Raw genomic sequence first — 15,136 nt, forward strand, 5'->3', positions numbered from 1 at the left:
GCGGGTCCAGCGCCCGGATGTGGACAGGCGGGTGCGGCTGGCGAAGTCGGCTTCGTCTCCGCCCCTGGGCCCCTCGGCGACCGTCGGCCCCTGCCGCGGCAGTGTCCGCGGTCGGTACCCGTACGCGCCAGGGCCGCGGCAGAAGCCTCGATGCCGATGGTGTGTCTCAGGGGCGCCGACCGCGAGGTGCCCGTCGGTGACGTCAGCCCACGGCGTGCCGGGACCGGCTCATGACGGCGATGCCGGCCGTCGCAACCAGGCCGTACAGGGCCGGTGCGAGGAACACGTGCGGCAGTCCCAGCACGGCCACGCCGAGGCCGCCGGTCAGTCCGCCCAGGGCGCTGGCGATCGCGGTCGAGCTCATGAAGACGGCCGAGGCGGTCGCGACGGCCTCGGGCAGCAGGCGCTGGGCGACGATGATGCCCAGGCCGGCGAACACCCCCCACACCCCGCCCATGAGGACCTGGCCGGCGAACATGCCCGCCGCGCTGCCGGTGAGCGCGAAACACAGGTTCGCGCCGACGCCGAACGCGGCGCCGAGGACCATCAGGCGCATCATCCCGGTCCGGCGGGCGACGACCACCGCCACCGGCATCAGGACCAGCTCGATCAAGGGCTGGATGCCGATGACGGCGCCGCTGACCGCCGTCGGCAGGCGCAGGTCGTCGTGCATGTAGATCGTGAGGTAGCCGTACTTGATCGGCTCTCCCGCGTAGACGAGCACGTACAGCCCGGTGAAGGCGAGCAGGGGCAGCATGCCCCGCACCCCGACGCGCCGCCCGGCCGACGCTCGGGACGCGTCTGCGGCCTGCTCGCCCGGTGGGGCCGAGCGGGCGCCCGCGAGGCCCATCGGGAGGATCTGCGCCAGGGTGCACAGCCCGGTGGCCACGAGCATCGCACGCGGGCCCGCCGCCGTGGCCAGCAGTGAGCCCGCGACCGGGCCCACGATCCATCCGGCCGTCAGCGCCATGCGTACGACCGAGACGACCCCGTCCCCGACCGGGCTGGCAGTGGCCCGCAGGTCGTCGTGGACCGCGGCGAACAGCTGCGACCCGGCACCGCCCGCGAACGCCAGAACCACGGCACTGATCACGAACGGCATCCACACCTGGTCCGCCAAGGCCATGGCGCACCAGCCGAGGAACCCGGCCACGGCGCACAGCCGGAACAGCCCTAGCCGTCTTCCCGTGCGGTCCGAGCGGGCGCCGACGATATATCCGGCGACCGGGGCGGTGATGCTCGTGAGGTAGTAGAGGCCTGCCGTGGTCAGCGAGACATGCAGGTCATCGACCAGGAACAGGGTGATCTGCGGTGCGGCGGCCGAGGCCCCGAGCCCGGACAGGAACAGCGCGACGGTCGCCCCGCGGTACAGCGGCGAGCCCCATACCGCGCGCATCGCGGACGGGGCGGGTGCGGCGCCCGCGGCCAGTACAGGTGACAAGACGGGCCCCCGGAAGGTCAGGCGTAAGACGTCACACACCGTAGCTTCGAACATATGGAACATCAATAGTGTTCGCAATGCCGTCATCAGATCAGCAACAGTGTGCGCTTCGGCGGAGAGATCAGGCGTACGCGCTCGCCCCAGCAGAGAGCGGATTGGTGATGGATGCCTTCCTCGGCTGGGCGGTGGTACCGCATGGCCCCGTGCCGGGATCGTGCTGGGATGACCCGTGGGGGCTCTGCGGTAGACATTCCGCTTCCGTGGCCGCATTCACGCGCGTGAAGCTCAGGTCCGGCGACCGGCTCGACCTCGACCTCGGCCTCGGCCTGGAGGTGAGGACGCGGAAGCCGAAGGGTGACCTGCCGACCGTCAAGCACCCCACCGTAGGGTTGATCGACATGGGCAACCACATCACCCAACGGCAGACCCGTCTCACCTCGATGTCGCGGAGAGACTCACAGTGGGCCTAGTCCCCGGTTACGTGTTCATCCTGCCGGCGGTGATCGTCGGGGGATGGATCCTGTCGTGGTGGGGCGCCCGGTGGGTCCGGTGGGCCCTGCTGTCCGGCGCGGCCGTCGTCTCCGTGCTCTGCGTCGTCGTCGGCGGGCTCACGACGGGGCCGCGGGCGGACCCGAGGACCGTCGACTGCTCGTCCAGTTGGGCGTGCACGGACCCCGGTTCGCTCTACGTGGTCGTGGCCGGGCTGCTGGGTTTCGCATGCTGTGCGGTGCTGGTGATCCTCGCGCTCGTGGGCGAGGCGATTCTTGTCTGGAGGGAACGCCGGGTCTCCAACTGACGGTCCGGCGTTGGCCGTTGTCGGCTGGATCCCGTCGTGGGGAGCACGTGGATGCGGTCGAGTCCGCTGTCCGCCGGGGCCTCATCTCCGTGCTCTCCCCCGCAGGGGCCCGCGTGTCGCCGCCGCGCTCACGCTCGTCGGATACGTCAACACCGCGCCGGCCGGCGGCCCGTGGCCGTCCCGGACGCCCGCTCATCCGCGTGACCACCGACCAGCGGATCATCGCCTCGCTGGTGGCGGGCTGGGTCTCGTAGTCCCGGCACCTTCGTCCCACCGTCGTAGCCGCGTGAGGCGGCCCGCACCGACTGCGCGTCGATGATCCCCGCCGTGGGCTCGGCCTCGCGGCCCTCGCGTTCACGGACCGTCCCGCGCAGCCGGTCGTGGAACTTGGCGAGCAGCCCGTACTCGCGCCGCCGGCGGAAGAAGGCGTCGACCCGGCCCCGATCAGGGCAGTCCGCGGGCATCGCCCGTCACGGGTTCCCGCCCGCGACCAGGTAGCGGATCGCGTCCGTCCAACGGCAACAGGGCCCCTGGATCTCGGTTGGCTTTGCAACCCTGAGCTACCAAGAGGCCCTGTGCTTATGCCCGTTGCCGGCTTCGGGCACCCGATCGAGACTCCCGTTTGATCGACAGCCCTCAGGATCGGTACGGGCAACAACGACTTACGTCTCGGGATGCTTCGGCAGAGCGAGCCAGTCCGACCAGGAGATCTCGTGGCCGAGGAAGCGCGGCTGCTCGAACGGCCAGTCCGCGGCGATCCACTGCGGCACCAGCGCGTCGAGGGCCTGCTCGACCTTGCTGCCCACCAGGTCGTCCACCACCCACCAGGAGATCTCGCCGTCCGCGCCGGTCCTCTCCGGTGGGTCGATGTAGACACAGCCGAGCAGAGCTGTCTCCGCCGTGTCCAACAGCGCGTAGTTGAAGGACTGGTGCGCGGCGATCTCCTTCTCGTGCCGCAGCAGGTCGGCCTGGTCGGCCTCGTAGGTCATGGTGGCCGCGGGCCAGCCCCAGGCCGGGCCGAAGATGGTCCACAGCCGTTCGCGCGAACCCATCACAGCCGGATAGTCGAGCGCGGTGTCCGCCTCCCCGATCGGCCGGAGGTGATGACCACCGTCCGGCAGTGGTACCAGGACGGGGTGGACGAAGTCATCGGGGAGCCAGCTCATGGTGCCCGACCGTAGCAGCGCGCGGCCGCCCGCTCCCCTGGATTTTCCCCCTGCACCGCCAGGCCCTGCGCTCGTGCCGGGCAGGGCCCGCGATCACCCGTTGACTTCCGTCAGGGATGCCTACGTCCCGTACTCGTGGGTTTATCGTAAGAGTTATTAATTCTGTATTTGTTTTCCTGTGAGGGTTTCCGTCGGTTCCCCCGTAAACAAGGGTGAAGGGCGGAGGGTACATGGACGCGAAAAACAGATTCGAGACGAGAACCACCTTCCTGCTGTTGCGCATGGAATGGCTGGGTGGCCTGGTCGTGTGTGCCGTGCTTGCCGTGTGGCATTTTTCGGAGATTCGGTGGGGGGTTTTCGTCACCCTCTTCGTCGTCATTGATGTCGTCGGTTATCTTCCCGGTGCCCTGGCCTTCCGGAGGAGTCGGGGCGGGTGTATCTCGCGCTGGTACTTCGTGGCGTACAACACCATGCACAGCCTGGTGACCGCGGGGGTCGTGGCCGGGGTGTGGGCGGTGCTGGTGGAGCCGGAGTGGGCGCTGCTCGCTCTTCCCCTGCATTTGTTGGGGGACCGTGCCCTGTTCGGGAATTCGCTCAAGCCGTTCGGGGTGCTTTTCGAGCCGGATCCGCATCCGGCGTACCTCGAATTCGAGCGGGCGTATTCGAATTCGGCCGGAAGGGATTCCGGTGACTTCCGAAGGGGTGCTGATGCCGTCCGTCTTTGAGACCCTGGTCCGGCACAGTGACAATCCGAGTTCTTTTCTTGCCCTCAATCAGGGTAATGAATACTTCCGGGATCCACGGTTCGACGGCACCTGCGTCTATCGCCGGTCGGGGCGTCACCTGCTGCAGTTCGCGGGGCCCTTCGCGGCGGAGGAGCAGCGCGCGGGGCTGCTGGACGCGTTCGCGGCGCAGGCCCGGCCGCGGCGGCTGGTGGCCGTACAACTGCAGCGGGCGGACGCCGAGTTGTACGGGGCGCACGGGTTCACGGTGAATCAGCTGGGGGCGTCGTACGCGGTCGACCTGGGCCGGTTCACGCTGCGCGGGTCGGCCTTCGTACGGCTGCGGAACAAGATATCCAGGGCCCGTCGCGCCGGTCTCGAGGTGGTCGAGGCACCCACCGTGGCCGACGACGAGGTGCGGAACGAGCTGGATCTGATCGACCGGGCCTGGCTGCAGGGCAAGGGCGGTGCGAAGGAACTCCGGTTCCTGGTGGGTGAGCGGACCGGGCTGGCGCAGCGGCACCGGCGGTTGTTCGTGGGGCGGATCGGCGGGGTGGCCGTCGGGTACATCAGTTACTCGCCGGTCTTCGGGAGTCGGCCGGGTTGGCTGCACGACCTGAGCCGGCGTTCTCCGGACGCTCCGCCCGGGGTGATGGAGGCGCTGAACGCGACCGCGATGGAGCGGATGTCTGCCGACGGCGCGGGCTGGCTGCACTTCGGCTTCACGCCCTTCACCGGTCTTGCCGACGAGCACGAACTGCCGTGTGCGAGCCGGACGTTCACGCGCTGCGTGCGGTTGCTCGCCCAGCACGGTGAGCGGATCTATCCGGCCGCCGCGCAGCTCGAGTACAAGCGGAAGTGGGCGCCTCATGTGGTGCTGCCCGAGTACATCGCCTTCCAGGGGAGGCCTGGTCTTGCGGCGGTGTGGCAGCTGCTGCGGGCCACGCGGGCGCTGTAGGGCCTCGGCGATCAGTTCCGCCATCCGACCAGTCCTGCCCTACGTCATTCCCGCCACCCGCCACCCGCCACCCGTCACCAGCCACCCGTCACCCGTCACCCACCATTCCCGTCACCCGTCATTCCCGTCCGCCGGACGGGGTTCAGCGCGACCGGGTCGTCCCGGAGCAGGGGAGCACATGAGGTTTCTGGAGCGCGAACGCGCCGTACTGACGAAAATGCTGCCGGGGCTCGACGAGAGTCTGCGGGCGGTGCCGCTCATGGAGTTGGAGAGTCCGCGCAGCCCGGGTATCGGGCTCTTCCGTGACAGCGGGGGGCCCGGTCTGCTGGTGCCGGTGGCCTGCAAGGGGAAGGGGGCCACCGCGCTGGACGCCCTGCGGGTGCAGCGTGCGCTGGGCAGCAGGTCGCCCTCCCTGGCCGTGGCCACCACCATGCACCACTTCTCCATGGCCACCCTGGTCGGCCTGGTCACCGACGGCGAGGGGCTGGAGTGGATGCTCGTCGAGGGAGTGGCCTCCGGGAATCGGCTGGTGGCCTCCGGGTTCGCCGAGGGGCGGCCCGGCGCCGGCATCCTCTCGCCGTCGATGACCGCCACGGTGGGACCCGACGGGGTGCGGATCAGCGGGGTGAAGCGTCCGTGCAGCCTCGCCCGGTCCATGGATCTGCTCACCGCCAGCGTCCTGGTACCCGGTGAGCACGGGGCGCGCGACGAGCTGGCGGTGGCGCTGGTGCCCGCCGAGAGCGAGGGCGTGAGTGTCAGCGGTTTCTGGACCAGTTCCTTCCTGTCGGGGGCGGAGAGCGACCAGGTCACTCTCACGGATGTGCTCGTGCCGCCGGAACTGTTGCTGCGCACCTCGGGCTCGGACGGGCGGCTGGACGAGCTGCAGACCGCGGGCCTTGTCTGGTTCGAGCTGCTGATGACGGGGAGTTATCTCGGGGTCGCCAGTGCGCTGGTGGAACGGGTGCTGCGCAACGAGCGGGTGCCCGAGTCCGAGCGGGTCCGGCTGCTGGTGGAGGCCGAGGGTGCGATGGCCGCCGCGGAAGGTGTCGCCCGCCGACTCGACGAGGGCTGCCCGGACGAGTCGACGCTCGCCGACTCGCTGTACGTGCGGTACTCCGTCCAGGACGCCCTGGCCCGCATCGTCCCCCGGGCGGTGGAACTGCTCGGCGGCCTCAACTTCATGAGTTCGGACGAGGTCGGACACCTCGCCGCCTGCGCCAACGGGCTCTCCCTGCACCCGCCCGCCCGGTCCAGGATGACCGGCCCGCTGGCGGCCCACCTTGCCGACGGCCCGCTCACCGTCGCCTGATCCGACCCCGGGTGCGATTCCCCACGTCCACGCGAACCGCGTCCCACCCGACCCCACCCCACCCCAACACCCCCCACCCGATGGGAGTTTCCGAACCATGCCGCCAGAACCCACCGGTCCGTCCCGCCCCCGCCCCCGGAACCCACGCCCGACCCTGCTGCTCACCGGCGCCGCGGGCGTACTCGGCCAAGCCCTGATCGACGAGCTCTGCGACGACTACGACCTGATCTGCCTGCGGCACCGGGCGCCCCTGGACGACCCCCGGGTACGGGAGGTGACGGCGGACCTGTGCGCCCCCGGCCTGGGGCTCTCCGCCGCCCAACGGCTGGACCTGGCCGCCGAGTTGGACGTGGTCGTCCACTCCGCCGCCGCCACCAACTGGCGGCTGGACCCGGCCGACATCTGGCGCACCAACCTGGACGGCACGCGCTCGATGCTCGACCTCGCGGCCCGCGCCGACGCGCCCTTCTTCTACATGAGCACCGCCTTCGTGGCGAACCCGCTCGCGGCCGAGGAACGGGAGCGTTTTCCCGGGGCGGCCGCGTACCTCGCCTCCAAGACGGCGGCCGAGGAGGCCGTACGGTCGGCCGAGGTGCCCGGGGTCATCCTGCGGCCGTCCCTGGTCATGGGCGACTCGTCCACCGGCCGGATCGCCCGCGTGCAGGGTCTGACCCGGGCGCTGGGAGGGATCGTCAAGGGCCAGGTCCCGGTGCTCCCGGGCTCGCCCGGGACGCGGATCGACATGGTGCCGCAGGACGTGGTGGCCCGCGCGGTGGGCGACCTGGTCAGATCCGGGGTCGCGCAGGGCGAATACTGGCTGACCGCCGGGCGCGAGGCCATCCTGCAGCGGGAAGTCGTCGACATCTGCCTGGAGTTCGCCGGACAGCACGGTGAACGCCCGCACCCGCCGCGGCTGATCCCCGTGGAAGCGGTGCACCGCCTGCTGCTCCCGCTGCTGGAGGGTCCGTCCTTCCCCGCGCTGGTACGGCGCCGGCTCCAGGACTACGCCGAGCTGCTGCTGGTCTTCCAGCGGGAACTCCCCTTCGCCTCCGACCTGGGCACACCGCACTGCGGCACGGCCCCCACCCGCGCCGCGATCCGCTCGGCGCTGACCCGCAACGTGGAGTGCTGGGCCACCGGCCGAGGAGGCCTACGGCGGCCCCGGCCGGCCCAGACCCCGGCGGAGCTGGCGTCATGACCGCCGTAGACGCCGTAGAAGTGGCCCCTCCCGCTCCCGCCCCCATAGAGCCGGCAGTCCCCGCTCCCGCAGCCCCGCCCCCCGACACCGCCGAGCTCTACCGCCGTCACCTCGGCACCGGTCGGGCGGTCATGGGCACGGTGCTCGGTGGGATGGCCGAGGTGTACTCCGAGGGTGCCTGGGTGCATACCGACGACGGGCGTCGGTACCTGGACTTCGGGGGCTACGGCGTCTTCATCCTGGGGCATCGGCATCCGGCCGTACTCGACGCGGTGCGGCGGCAGTTGGACGCGCATCCGTTGGCGACCCGGGTGTTCCTGGAGCCCGTTGCCGCGAGGGCCGCCGCCGGGCTGGCCGCCCGGACCCCGGTGGGTCTCGATCACGTCCACTTCGTCAACTCGGGTGCCGAGGCGACCGAAGCGGGGCTGAAGCTGGCCCGTGCCCATGGGCGCAACGCGCTGGTGACCACCGTGTCCGGCTATCACGGCAAGACACTCGGGGCGCTGAGCGTCACCGCCAACTCCCTTTACCAGCAGCCCTTCGAGCCACTGTTGCCGGACACCGCGCAGGTCGCCTACGGGGACCTGGCCGAGCTGGAGGCGGCACTCCGTGGGCGTCGCGACCGGGCCTGCGTGATCCTCGAACCGGTGCAGGGGGAGGGCGGGGTGCGTATTCCGCCGCCCGGGTATCTCGCGGAGGCGGCGGGACTGTGTCGTACGTACGGCGCCTTCCTGATCGTGGACGAGGTGCAGACCGGGCTGGGTCGGCTGGGTGGTTGGTGGGGCGTTGATGCCGAGGGAGTGGTGCCCGATGTCCTTCTCGTGGGGAAGGGGCTGAGCGGCGGGGTCGTGCCGGTGGCCGCGATGGTGGCGACCGAGGAGGCCTACGGTCCGTTCTCGCGCGACCCCTACCTCCACACCTCCACCTTCGGTGCCTCGCCGATCGCCTGTGCGGCGGCGCTGGCGGCGGTGGAGACGATCGACCGCGAGGACATCGTGGGCCGGGCCGCCGTGCTCGGGCGGCAGTTGCTCGCGGGAGTCGAGGAGATCTGCGCCCCCTACCGGGAACGCCTGGTGCACGAGGTCCGAGGCAGGGGACTGCTGATCGGGATCGAGTTCGCCCAGGCACAGGCCGTCGGCGAGACGCTGCTGGAGCTGGTGAGCCGCGGCGTCCTGGTCAACCACTCGCTCAACTCCACACGCGTGCTCCGGCTGACGCCCCCGGCGATCGCCGACGCCGACGAGGTCCGGCTCTTCCTGGACGCCTTCGCCGATGCCCTGCGGGCCGTGCACGCCCGCCTCGCCTGACCGTCACGACATCAGCACCACAGCCCCCCCACGCCAGTGAGGACGTAGACCATGCGCCATGTGACAGTCCGGATGACGGCTCAGGGCATCGAGCCCGAGCACGCCTACCGGAGGATCAGCGACTTCAGCCGGTACCCCGAACTCACCACGACGGTACGGGCGGTGGAGGTGCAGCCGCCGCGTCCCGACGGTTCCGTGGTCTCCGCGTGGACCGTCTCCTTCCGCAACGGGCTGATGCGCTGGACGGAACGCGACACCTTCTCGCCGGCCACGCTCTCCATCGCGTTCGAGCAGCTCAGCGGTGACTTCGAGACCTTCGAGGGGAGTTGGGCCTGCGAGGCGCACGGGGACGGCACCACCGTCACCTTCCGGGCCTCGTTCGACCTGGGGATCCCCACGCTGGCCGAGATCCTCGACCCGGTGGCCGAGTCGACGTTACGCACCAACATCGAGAAGATCCTCCAGGGTCTGCTCGGCGCGGTGTCACCGGCCGGTCTCGCGGACGCCGCGCATGGCTGACCTGGCCCTGGCCCGGCCGTTCGACCCGGGCGAACAGCTGCGGGACGAACCCGGCCCCGACACCGAGCACTGCCTGCGCCTGTACGCGAAACTCGCCTCCGGCGTCACCGTCATCACCACCCAGGGCGGGGCCGGCCCCACCGGCATGACCGTTTCCTCCCTCACCTCCCTCTCGGCCCGCCCGCCCCTCCTCCTCGCCTGTCTGCGCAACGGCTCCCACACCCTGTCGGCGATCGGCGGCCAGGGCGTCTTCGCGGTCAACCTGCTGCGGGACAGCCAGAGTTCGCGAGCCGCCCGCTTCGCGGATCCGGCCGTCTCGTCGGCGGAGCGGTTCCGCGAGGTCCCGCTCCGCCGGGTCCTGGGCGCACCCGTCTTCGGCGACGCGCTCGGCTGGTCGGTCTGCCTGGTCGAGGACATCCGCCGCTACGGCGACCACAGCGCGGTGGTGGGACGGGTGGCCGCGGTGCAGGTGGCGTCGGGCCGGCCCCTGCTCTGGCACGACCGGCGGTTCGGGTCGCTGTCGGGGGCCGGGGAAGGGGCGCCCCGGTGACCCTGTTCGCGCCGGGCACGCCCTGCTGGGAGTCCGGGGACCCGGACGGCACGGACCCGCCGTCCACCGTGCGCGGCCGGATCGGTGCCGATGTCGCGGTGGTGGGCGCGGGGCTCGTAGGACTGTCCACGGCGTACCACCTGGCGGAACGTCAACCCTCCCTGGACATCGTGGTGGTGGACGCGCGGCGGCCTGCGGCCGGGGCCAGCGGGCGGGGCACCGGGCTGCTGGGGCCGCGGGTGGGTCCGCCGGTCGACCGGGCGGTGCGCCGGCACGGGGCCGCCGCCGCCCGCCGGATGCACCGGGCCAGCGTCGAGGCGGTACGACGGGTCGTGGAGCTGTGCGACCGGCTCGGGGTGCCCTGCGCGGACGGGGAACAGATCGTCGCCGCGCGCTCCCGCACCGGGCTCGCCTCCCTGGCCCGGCAGGCCGCCGCCTACCGGGCCCTGGACCTGGAGGTGCCCGTCCTCTGCGCCGCCGACATCCGGCGCCGCGTCGACGTGCCGTACCACGCGGGCCTGCTCCACCGGCACACCGCCACCCTCGACCCGGCCGCGCTGACGGCGGCCCTGGCGAGGGCCTGCGTGGCCAAGGGCGTACGGCTCTACGGCGGCAGCCCGCTGCGGGAAGTGCGCGGCGGGGACGGACAGGAGCCCGAACTGCTCTTCCCGCACGGCACGGTGAGGGCGCCGAAGTCCGTGCTGGCGGTGAACGCCGGGGTGGTCGGGCTCGGGCTGCCGGTGGGCACGGTGCTCGGGCTCGAGGTGCACGCGGTGGCGACGGAGCCGTTGGGACATGAGGCGCGGGCGCTGCTCGGTCACGGTGGCCTCGCGGTGATCGACGCGGTGCCGTTGGCCCCGTACTTCCGTCTCACCGCGGATGGACGGTTGGTGGTCGGGGGCGGTACCGCCCTGTGCCCGGACGGGATCGGGCCCCGCCGTCGAGCCGTGCTGCGGGTCTTCGCCTTTCACCGGCTGGAGCAGTGGCTGCGGGCGCTGCACCCGGCGCTGGCCGGGGTGGAGGTCACGCACCGGTGGGCGGGCGGGATCGGGGTCACTGCGGACGGCCTCCCCGTGGTGGGGCCGGTCCGGGGGCGGCCCGGTGTCTGGTACGCGGGCGGCTGCAACGGGCACGGTCTCGCGATGTCGGTGGCCCACGGTTCCTACCTCGCCGCGGCCCTCCTCGGCGACGCGGACACCCCCGAGCCCCTGCCCTGGCACCGTTCCCGGGCACCCCGCCTGCCGGTGTCGGGACCCGCCCGGCCGCTCCTGCGGGGCTACTTGGCCGCGATGGACCGCACCGCCCGCCGTGCGGCGGGGCCCGCGCTCGGTCCCCGCGGGTGAGCGGCCGTAGACCACTCGACCGTTTCCCTCAGCACCACACGGACGCCGGGCTCACCGGGAAAGGAACACCCATGATCGGGACACTGCTGGCAAGGCCGCTGGAGCTCATGGAGGAGAACTTCCGCAGGCCGTCCGGGCGCGCCGGGCGGTTCTTCGGGAATCTGATGGCGGTGCAGCACCGGAGCCTCACCGAGTGGACGATCGAGCACATGGACGTGCGCGGCCGTCAGCGGGTGCTGGACGTCGGCTGCGGTGGGGGCATGGCGGTGAAGCTGCTGTCGCGGCGGGCCGCTCAAGGATTCGTCGCCGGGGTGGACTACTCGATGGAGATGGTCGAGCAGGCGGCACGGCGGAACCTGCCGGCCATCGCGCGCGGGCGGGTCGAGGTGCGGCACGGAGACTGTTCTCAACTGCCGTACGAGGACTCGTCGTTCGACCAGGTCTGCGCGATCGAGACCTTCTACTTCTGGCCGGATCCGCTGGGCGGGCTCGCCGAGGCGTACCGGGTGCTGAAGCCGGGCGGTCAGGTGGCGATCACGTTGGAGATGAGCCGGGAGGCCGCCGACGATCCGTCACTCACCCAGCGGTTCTTCGGGCGGCGCTTCACGGAACGCTCGCAGCGGGCGGGGCTGCACATCCTCTCGGGGGACGACCTGGTGGAACGGCTCACCAAGGCCGGGTTCCAGGACGCCCGGTTCGTGTCGGAGCCGCGCCGTTCGCTGGGCTGGGTCTGCGCGCTGGCGCGGAAGTGAGGGCGGGGACATGACTGACGTACGGGATGGTGTGGTGGGCGCCCCCAGGGCAGCCGGGCTGCCGTTGCTGGGCAGTGTGCTGGACTTCCGGCGGGACATCCTTCAGGCCATGCACCGGGGGCGTACCGCCCATGGGGACCTGGTGCAGTACCGGCTCGGGCCGGTCGCGGTGCACGGGGTGTCCAGTCCGGAGCTGGCCGCCGAGGTGCTGACCGACAGCGAGCGGTTCGGGAAGCTCGGGGCGGACAACCCGTTGCGGCTCGTCCTCGGTGAGGGGCTGCTGACCAGCGACGACCACAAGAGCTGGCTGCGCAACCGGCGGATGATGCAGCCGATCTACACCAAGCAGGCCCTCGCGGGCATGTTCGCGACGATGGGGGTCTCGGCGGCCGAGCAGATCGCGCACATGGCCGACCGCTACCGGACGGGCGCGGTGGTGGACCTGCACACGGAGATGATGCGGGTCACCCTCGACATCGTCAGCCGGTGCATGTTCAGCACCGATGTGAGCCGGACCCTGGCCGGGCTCGGACCGGACGCGGTGGACGTCGCCATCAACTACGCCTTCGACCGCCTGCAGAACCCGCTGAGCCCGCCGACGTCCTGGCCGACCCCACGCAACCGGCGCTTCCAGGACGTCATGCGGGGACTCGACGACCTCATCTACCGGATCATCGCGGAACGCCGGCAGCCCGACGCCCCCACCGGCGGCGGGGATCTCCTCGACATGCTGCTGGCCGCCCGCGACGCCGACACCGGTGAGGGGATGACCGACCGGGAGCTGCGGGACGAGGTGATCACCACCTTCGCCGCCGGGCACGAGACCACCGCGATCACCCTCACCTGGGCCTTCTACCTCCTCTCCCGGCACCGGGACGTGCTGGAGCGGGTCCAGCGGGAGGTCGACGGCGTCCTCGGCGACGAACTGCCCACGCCTGACGACCTGGCGGAGATGCCGTACACCCTGCGGGTCTTCGAGGAGGCCCTGCGGCTCTATCCGTCGGCGCCGATCCTGCCCCGGCTGGTGCGGCGGGACACCGAACTGGGCGGCTACCGGGTGCCGGCCGGGTCACGCGTCCTGGTGAACCTGTACGACATCCACCGGCACCCGCGGCACTGGCCGGACCCCGAGCGCTTCGACCCGGACCGGTTCCTGCCGGAGGCCGGCAAGGGGCGGCACCGCTTCGCGTATCTGCCGTTCGGCGCGGGGCCGCACCTGTGCATCGGGAAGCACTTCGCGCTCATGGAGGCGCATCTGCTGCTGTGCGCCCTGGTGCGCCGCTGGGAGTTCCGCCATGTTCCCTCTCACCGGGTGGTGAACCACGCCACCATCACGCTGCGGCCGCGGTACGGAATGCTGATGACGATGCATCAGCGGACGCCCTCGGCCGCACGCACCGCCCATGTCGCCGGAGAACGGACCTCATGAACGCCGACGCCTCGCTCCTCGACCCCGAGCACATCAACCGGACCCGCTACCGGCCGGGCCAGCGCGCCGGTCACTACGAGAGCTTCTACCAGCGGGGCAACCACCCCACCGAACCCCGCGCCTTCTGGATCCGGTACACCGTGTTCAGCCCCGCGGACATGCCCGAGGCGGCCATCGGCGAGCTGTGGGCGATCTGGTTCGACGGGGTCACCGGTCAGCATGTGGTGGCCAAGGAGGAACACCCCATCGCCGACTGCCACTTCAGCACCGACTCGTTCGGCGCGCGGGTCGGCGACCGGGTGCTGGAACCGGGCCGCCTCAAGGGCGAGGCGCGGGGACCGGACGCCCGGATCGGCTGGGACCTGACGTACACCGGGGGCCAGCAGCCGCTGTTCCTGCTCCCGCCGAGGATGTACACGGGCGGCTTCCCCAAGGCCAAGAGCCTCGTCGGCACACCGCTCGCCCGGTACAGCGGCAGCCTCGACGTCAACGGCGAGGAGATCGACATCGACGGCTGGACCGGCAGCCAGAACCACAACTGGGGCAGCCGGCACACCGATCACTACGCCTTCGGCCAGGTCGCCGGCTTCGACGGGGAGCCCGACAGTTTCCTGGAGGTCGTCACGGCCCGCGCCAAGCTCGGCCCGGTGCACATCCCGCAGGTCACCTTCCTCGTGCTGCGCCACGACGACCGCGAGTACTCGCTGGTGTCCCTGCGTCAGGCGCTCTCCGCCAAGGCGGACTTCGGCTACTTCTACTGGGACTTCGCCACGTCCGACGGAACCGTCGACATCCGCGGCCGGATGACCGCCCCCAAGGAACGGTTCGTGGGCCTCAACTACTACAACCCGCCCGGCGGGATCAAACACTGCCTCAACACGAAGATCGGCTCCTGCACGGTCGAGATCGCCAACCGGGTCACCGGCAAGCGCACCGCGCTCAAGACCGACAGCCGCGCCCTGATGGAGATCCTCACGGACGACCGTGAGCACGGCATCACCATCCGCGCGTGAGCGGCCCCGCACCACTCGTCGAGCGCGTCACGGTCCGGGTGGCGCCGGACATCGCGTACGCCGCCGTGGCCGATGTGACGCGCATGGGGCAGTGGAGTCCGGAGGTCCGCGGCGCCCGTGTGCTGGGCGGCCGCGGGCCCGTGCGCGTCGGCACCCGCTTCGTGGGGCTCAACCGCGCCGCGTGGCTGCCCTGGGCCACCCTGTGCACCGTGGTCGCCGCCCGGCCGGGCAGCTGCTTCTCCTTCAGGGTCGGCATCCTGGGCATCGCCCTGTCCCAGTGGACGTACCGCTTCAGGGAGGTACCCGGCGGATGCGAGGTCACCGAGGAGTGGCTCGACCTGCGGTCGCCGGTCGCCGGCCGACTGCTCACCGCCGTCAGCCCGATGGTCACCGGCGTGATCCGGCGCCGCGAGCGTAACCGCACGACCATGCGGGCGACACTGGCCGCCCTCCGGACGGCGTTGGAGGGCGGCTGAGGGGGGCTCAGGGGGGAGCGTGGGGTGCGGGTTTCTGGCGGGTGGCTGTGGCGGGGGCCTGGAGGATGGCTGAGGCGGGGGCCCGGGGGATGCCTGAGGCGGGTGGCTGGCGGGTGGTCGAGGCGGGGGCCCGGAGGGTGCCTGAGGCGGGGTGGCT

17 protein-coding genes are annotated in these 15,136 nt (G+C 71.4%); 14 read left to right on the plus strand and 3 right to left on the minus strand.

The genetic code is table 11. The features are described from left to right. Positions 1-202: 202 nt before the first annotated feature. Positions 203-1,441 carry an MFS transporter gene (locus OO69_RS43945; protein WP_199811145.1) on the minus strand — a complete coding sequence of 413 codons (1,239 nt, stop codon included), beginning with the start codon at positions 1,439-1,441 and terminating at the stop codon, positions 203-205. A gap of 260 nt (positions 1,442-1,701) precedes the next feature. On the opposite strand from OO69_RS43945, the gene OO69_RS43950 reads away from it, so the two are divergent. Beyond that, entirely contained in the window at positions 1,702-1,911 is a 210-nt protein-coding gene (locus OO69_RS43950; RefSeq protein ID WP_033286609.1) for a hypothetical protein, read from the plus strand. A gap of 29 nt (positions 1,912-1,940) precedes the next feature. After that, on the plus strand, positions 1,941-2,237 hold the full coding sequence (locus OO69_RS52220) for a hypothetical protein (RefSeq protein ID WP_158713490.1): 297 nt from the start codon (positions 1,941-1,943) through the stop codon (positions 2,235-2,237). Between the two features lie 146 nt (positions 2,238-2,383). Here the strand turns inward: OO69_RS52220 and OO69_RS49100 are convergent, their stop codons facing one another. Continuing rightward, positions 2,384-2,701: a hypothetical protein gene (locus OO69_RS49100; protein WP_051801687.1), complete on the minus strand. Its 318-nt coding sequence runs from the start codon at positions 2,699-2,701 to the stop codon at positions 2,384-2,386. Positions 2,702-2,899: 198 nt separating this feature from the next. Further along, a complete protein-coding gene (locus tag OO69_RS43965; RefSeq protein WP_033286611.1) occupies positions 2,900-3,403 on the minus strand; it encodes a hypothetical protein in 504 nt (167 codons plus the stop codon). A 230-nt stretch (positions 3,404-3,633) separates the two neighbouring features. Between OO69_RS43965 and OO69_RS43970 the strand changes: the two genes are divergently transcribed. The 12 genes from OO69_RS43970 (at position 3,634) to OO69_RS44025 (ending at position 14,979) form a co-directional block, all read left to right on the plus strand. Then, a complete protein-coding gene (locus tag OO69_RS43970) occupies positions 3,634-4,128 on the plus strand; it encodes a hypothetical protein (RefSeq protein WP_033286612.1) in 495 nt (164 codons plus the stop codon). Then, entirely contained in the window at positions 4,112-5,083 is a 972-nt protein-coding gene (locus OO69_RS43975; protein WP_033286621.1) for a bifunctional lysylphosphatidylglycerol flippase/synthetase MprF, read from the plus strand. Before OO69_RS43970 ends, OO69_RS43975 begins: the two co-directional genes overlap by 17 nt. A 178-nt stretch (positions 5,084-5,261) precedes the next feature. Continuing rightward, complete coding sequence (locus OO69_RS43980) at positions 5,262-6,392, plus strand: acyl-CoA dehydrogenase family protein (protein ID WP_033286613.1); 1,131 nt, start codon at positions 5,262-5,264, stop codon at positions 6,390-6,392. Positions 6,393-6,489: 97 nt separating this feature from the next. Further along, the gene (locus tag OO69_RS43985; RefSeq protein WP_051801689.1) at positions 6,490-7,590 is read left to right on the plus strand and encodes an SDR family oxidoreductase; all 1,101 of its coding nucleotides are present in this window, start codon (positions 6,490-6,492) and stop codon (positions 7,588-7,590) included. Further along, positions 7,587-8,897, plus strand: a complete 1,311-nt coding sequence (locus tag OO69_RS43990; protein ID WP_051801692.1) for an aspartate aminotransferase family protein — start codon at positions 7,587-7,589, stop codon at positions 8,895-8,897. The genes OO69_RS43985 and OO69_RS43990 overlap by 4 nt, the downstream gene beginning before the upstream one ends. 51 nt (positions 8,898-8,948) lie before the next feature. Next, entirely contained in the window at positions 8,949-9,416 is a 468-nt protein-coding gene (locus OO69_RS43995; RefSeq protein ID WP_033286614.1) for a type II toxin-antitoxin system RatA family toxin, read from the plus strand. Beyond that, positions 9,409-9,966, plus strand: a complete 558-nt coding sequence (locus OO69_RS44000) for a flavin reductase family protein (protein WP_051801694.1) — start codon at positions 9,409-9,411, stop codon at positions 9,964-9,966. The genes OO69_RS43995 and OO69_RS44000 overlap by 8 nt, the downstream gene beginning before the upstream one ends. Then, entirely contained in the window at positions 9,963-11,309 is a 1,347-nt protein-coding gene (locus tag OO69_RS44005) for an NAD(P)/FAD-dependent oxidoreductase (RefSeq protein ID WP_033286615.1), read from the plus strand. The genes OO69_RS44000 and OO69_RS44005 overlap by 4 nt, the downstream gene beginning before the upstream one ends. A 71-nt stretch (positions 11,310-11,380) precedes the next feature. Next, positions 11,381-12,061, plus strand: a complete 681-nt coding sequence (locus OO69_RS44010) for a class I SAM-dependent methyltransferase (RefSeq protein ID WP_051801696.1) — start codon at positions 11,381-11,383, stop codon at positions 12,059-12,061. 10 nt (positions 12,062-12,071) lie between these two features. After that, positions 12,072-13,490, plus strand: a complete 1,419-nt coding sequence (locus OO69_RS44015; protein WP_033286616.1) for a cytochrome P450 — start codon at positions 12,072-12,074, stop codon at positions 13,488-13,490. After that, positions 13,487-14,503 (plus strand): hypothetical protein, encoded by a 1,017-nt coding sequence (locus tag OO69_RS44020; RefSeq protein WP_033286617.1) that lies wholly within the window; start codon positions 13,487-13,489, stop codon positions 14,501-14,503. Before OO69_RS44015 ends, OO69_RS44020 begins: the two co-directional genes overlap by 4 nt. Continuing rightward, positions 14,500-14,979, plus strand: coding sequence for an SRPBCC family protein (locus OO69_RS44025; RefSeq protein ID WP_051801698.1), 480 nt, complete (start codon positions 14,500-14,502; stop codon positions 14,977-14,979). Before OO69_RS44020 ends, OO69_RS44025 begins: the two co-directional genes overlap by 4 nt. Positions 14,980-15,136: the final 157 nt, after the last annotated feature.

Origin of the sequence: Streptomyces sp. NRRL F-525 (genome assembly GCF_000716605.1) — a bacterium.
Classification (GTDB): domain Bacteria; phylum Actinomycetota; class Actinomycetes; order Streptomycetales; family Streptomycetaceae; genus Streptomyces.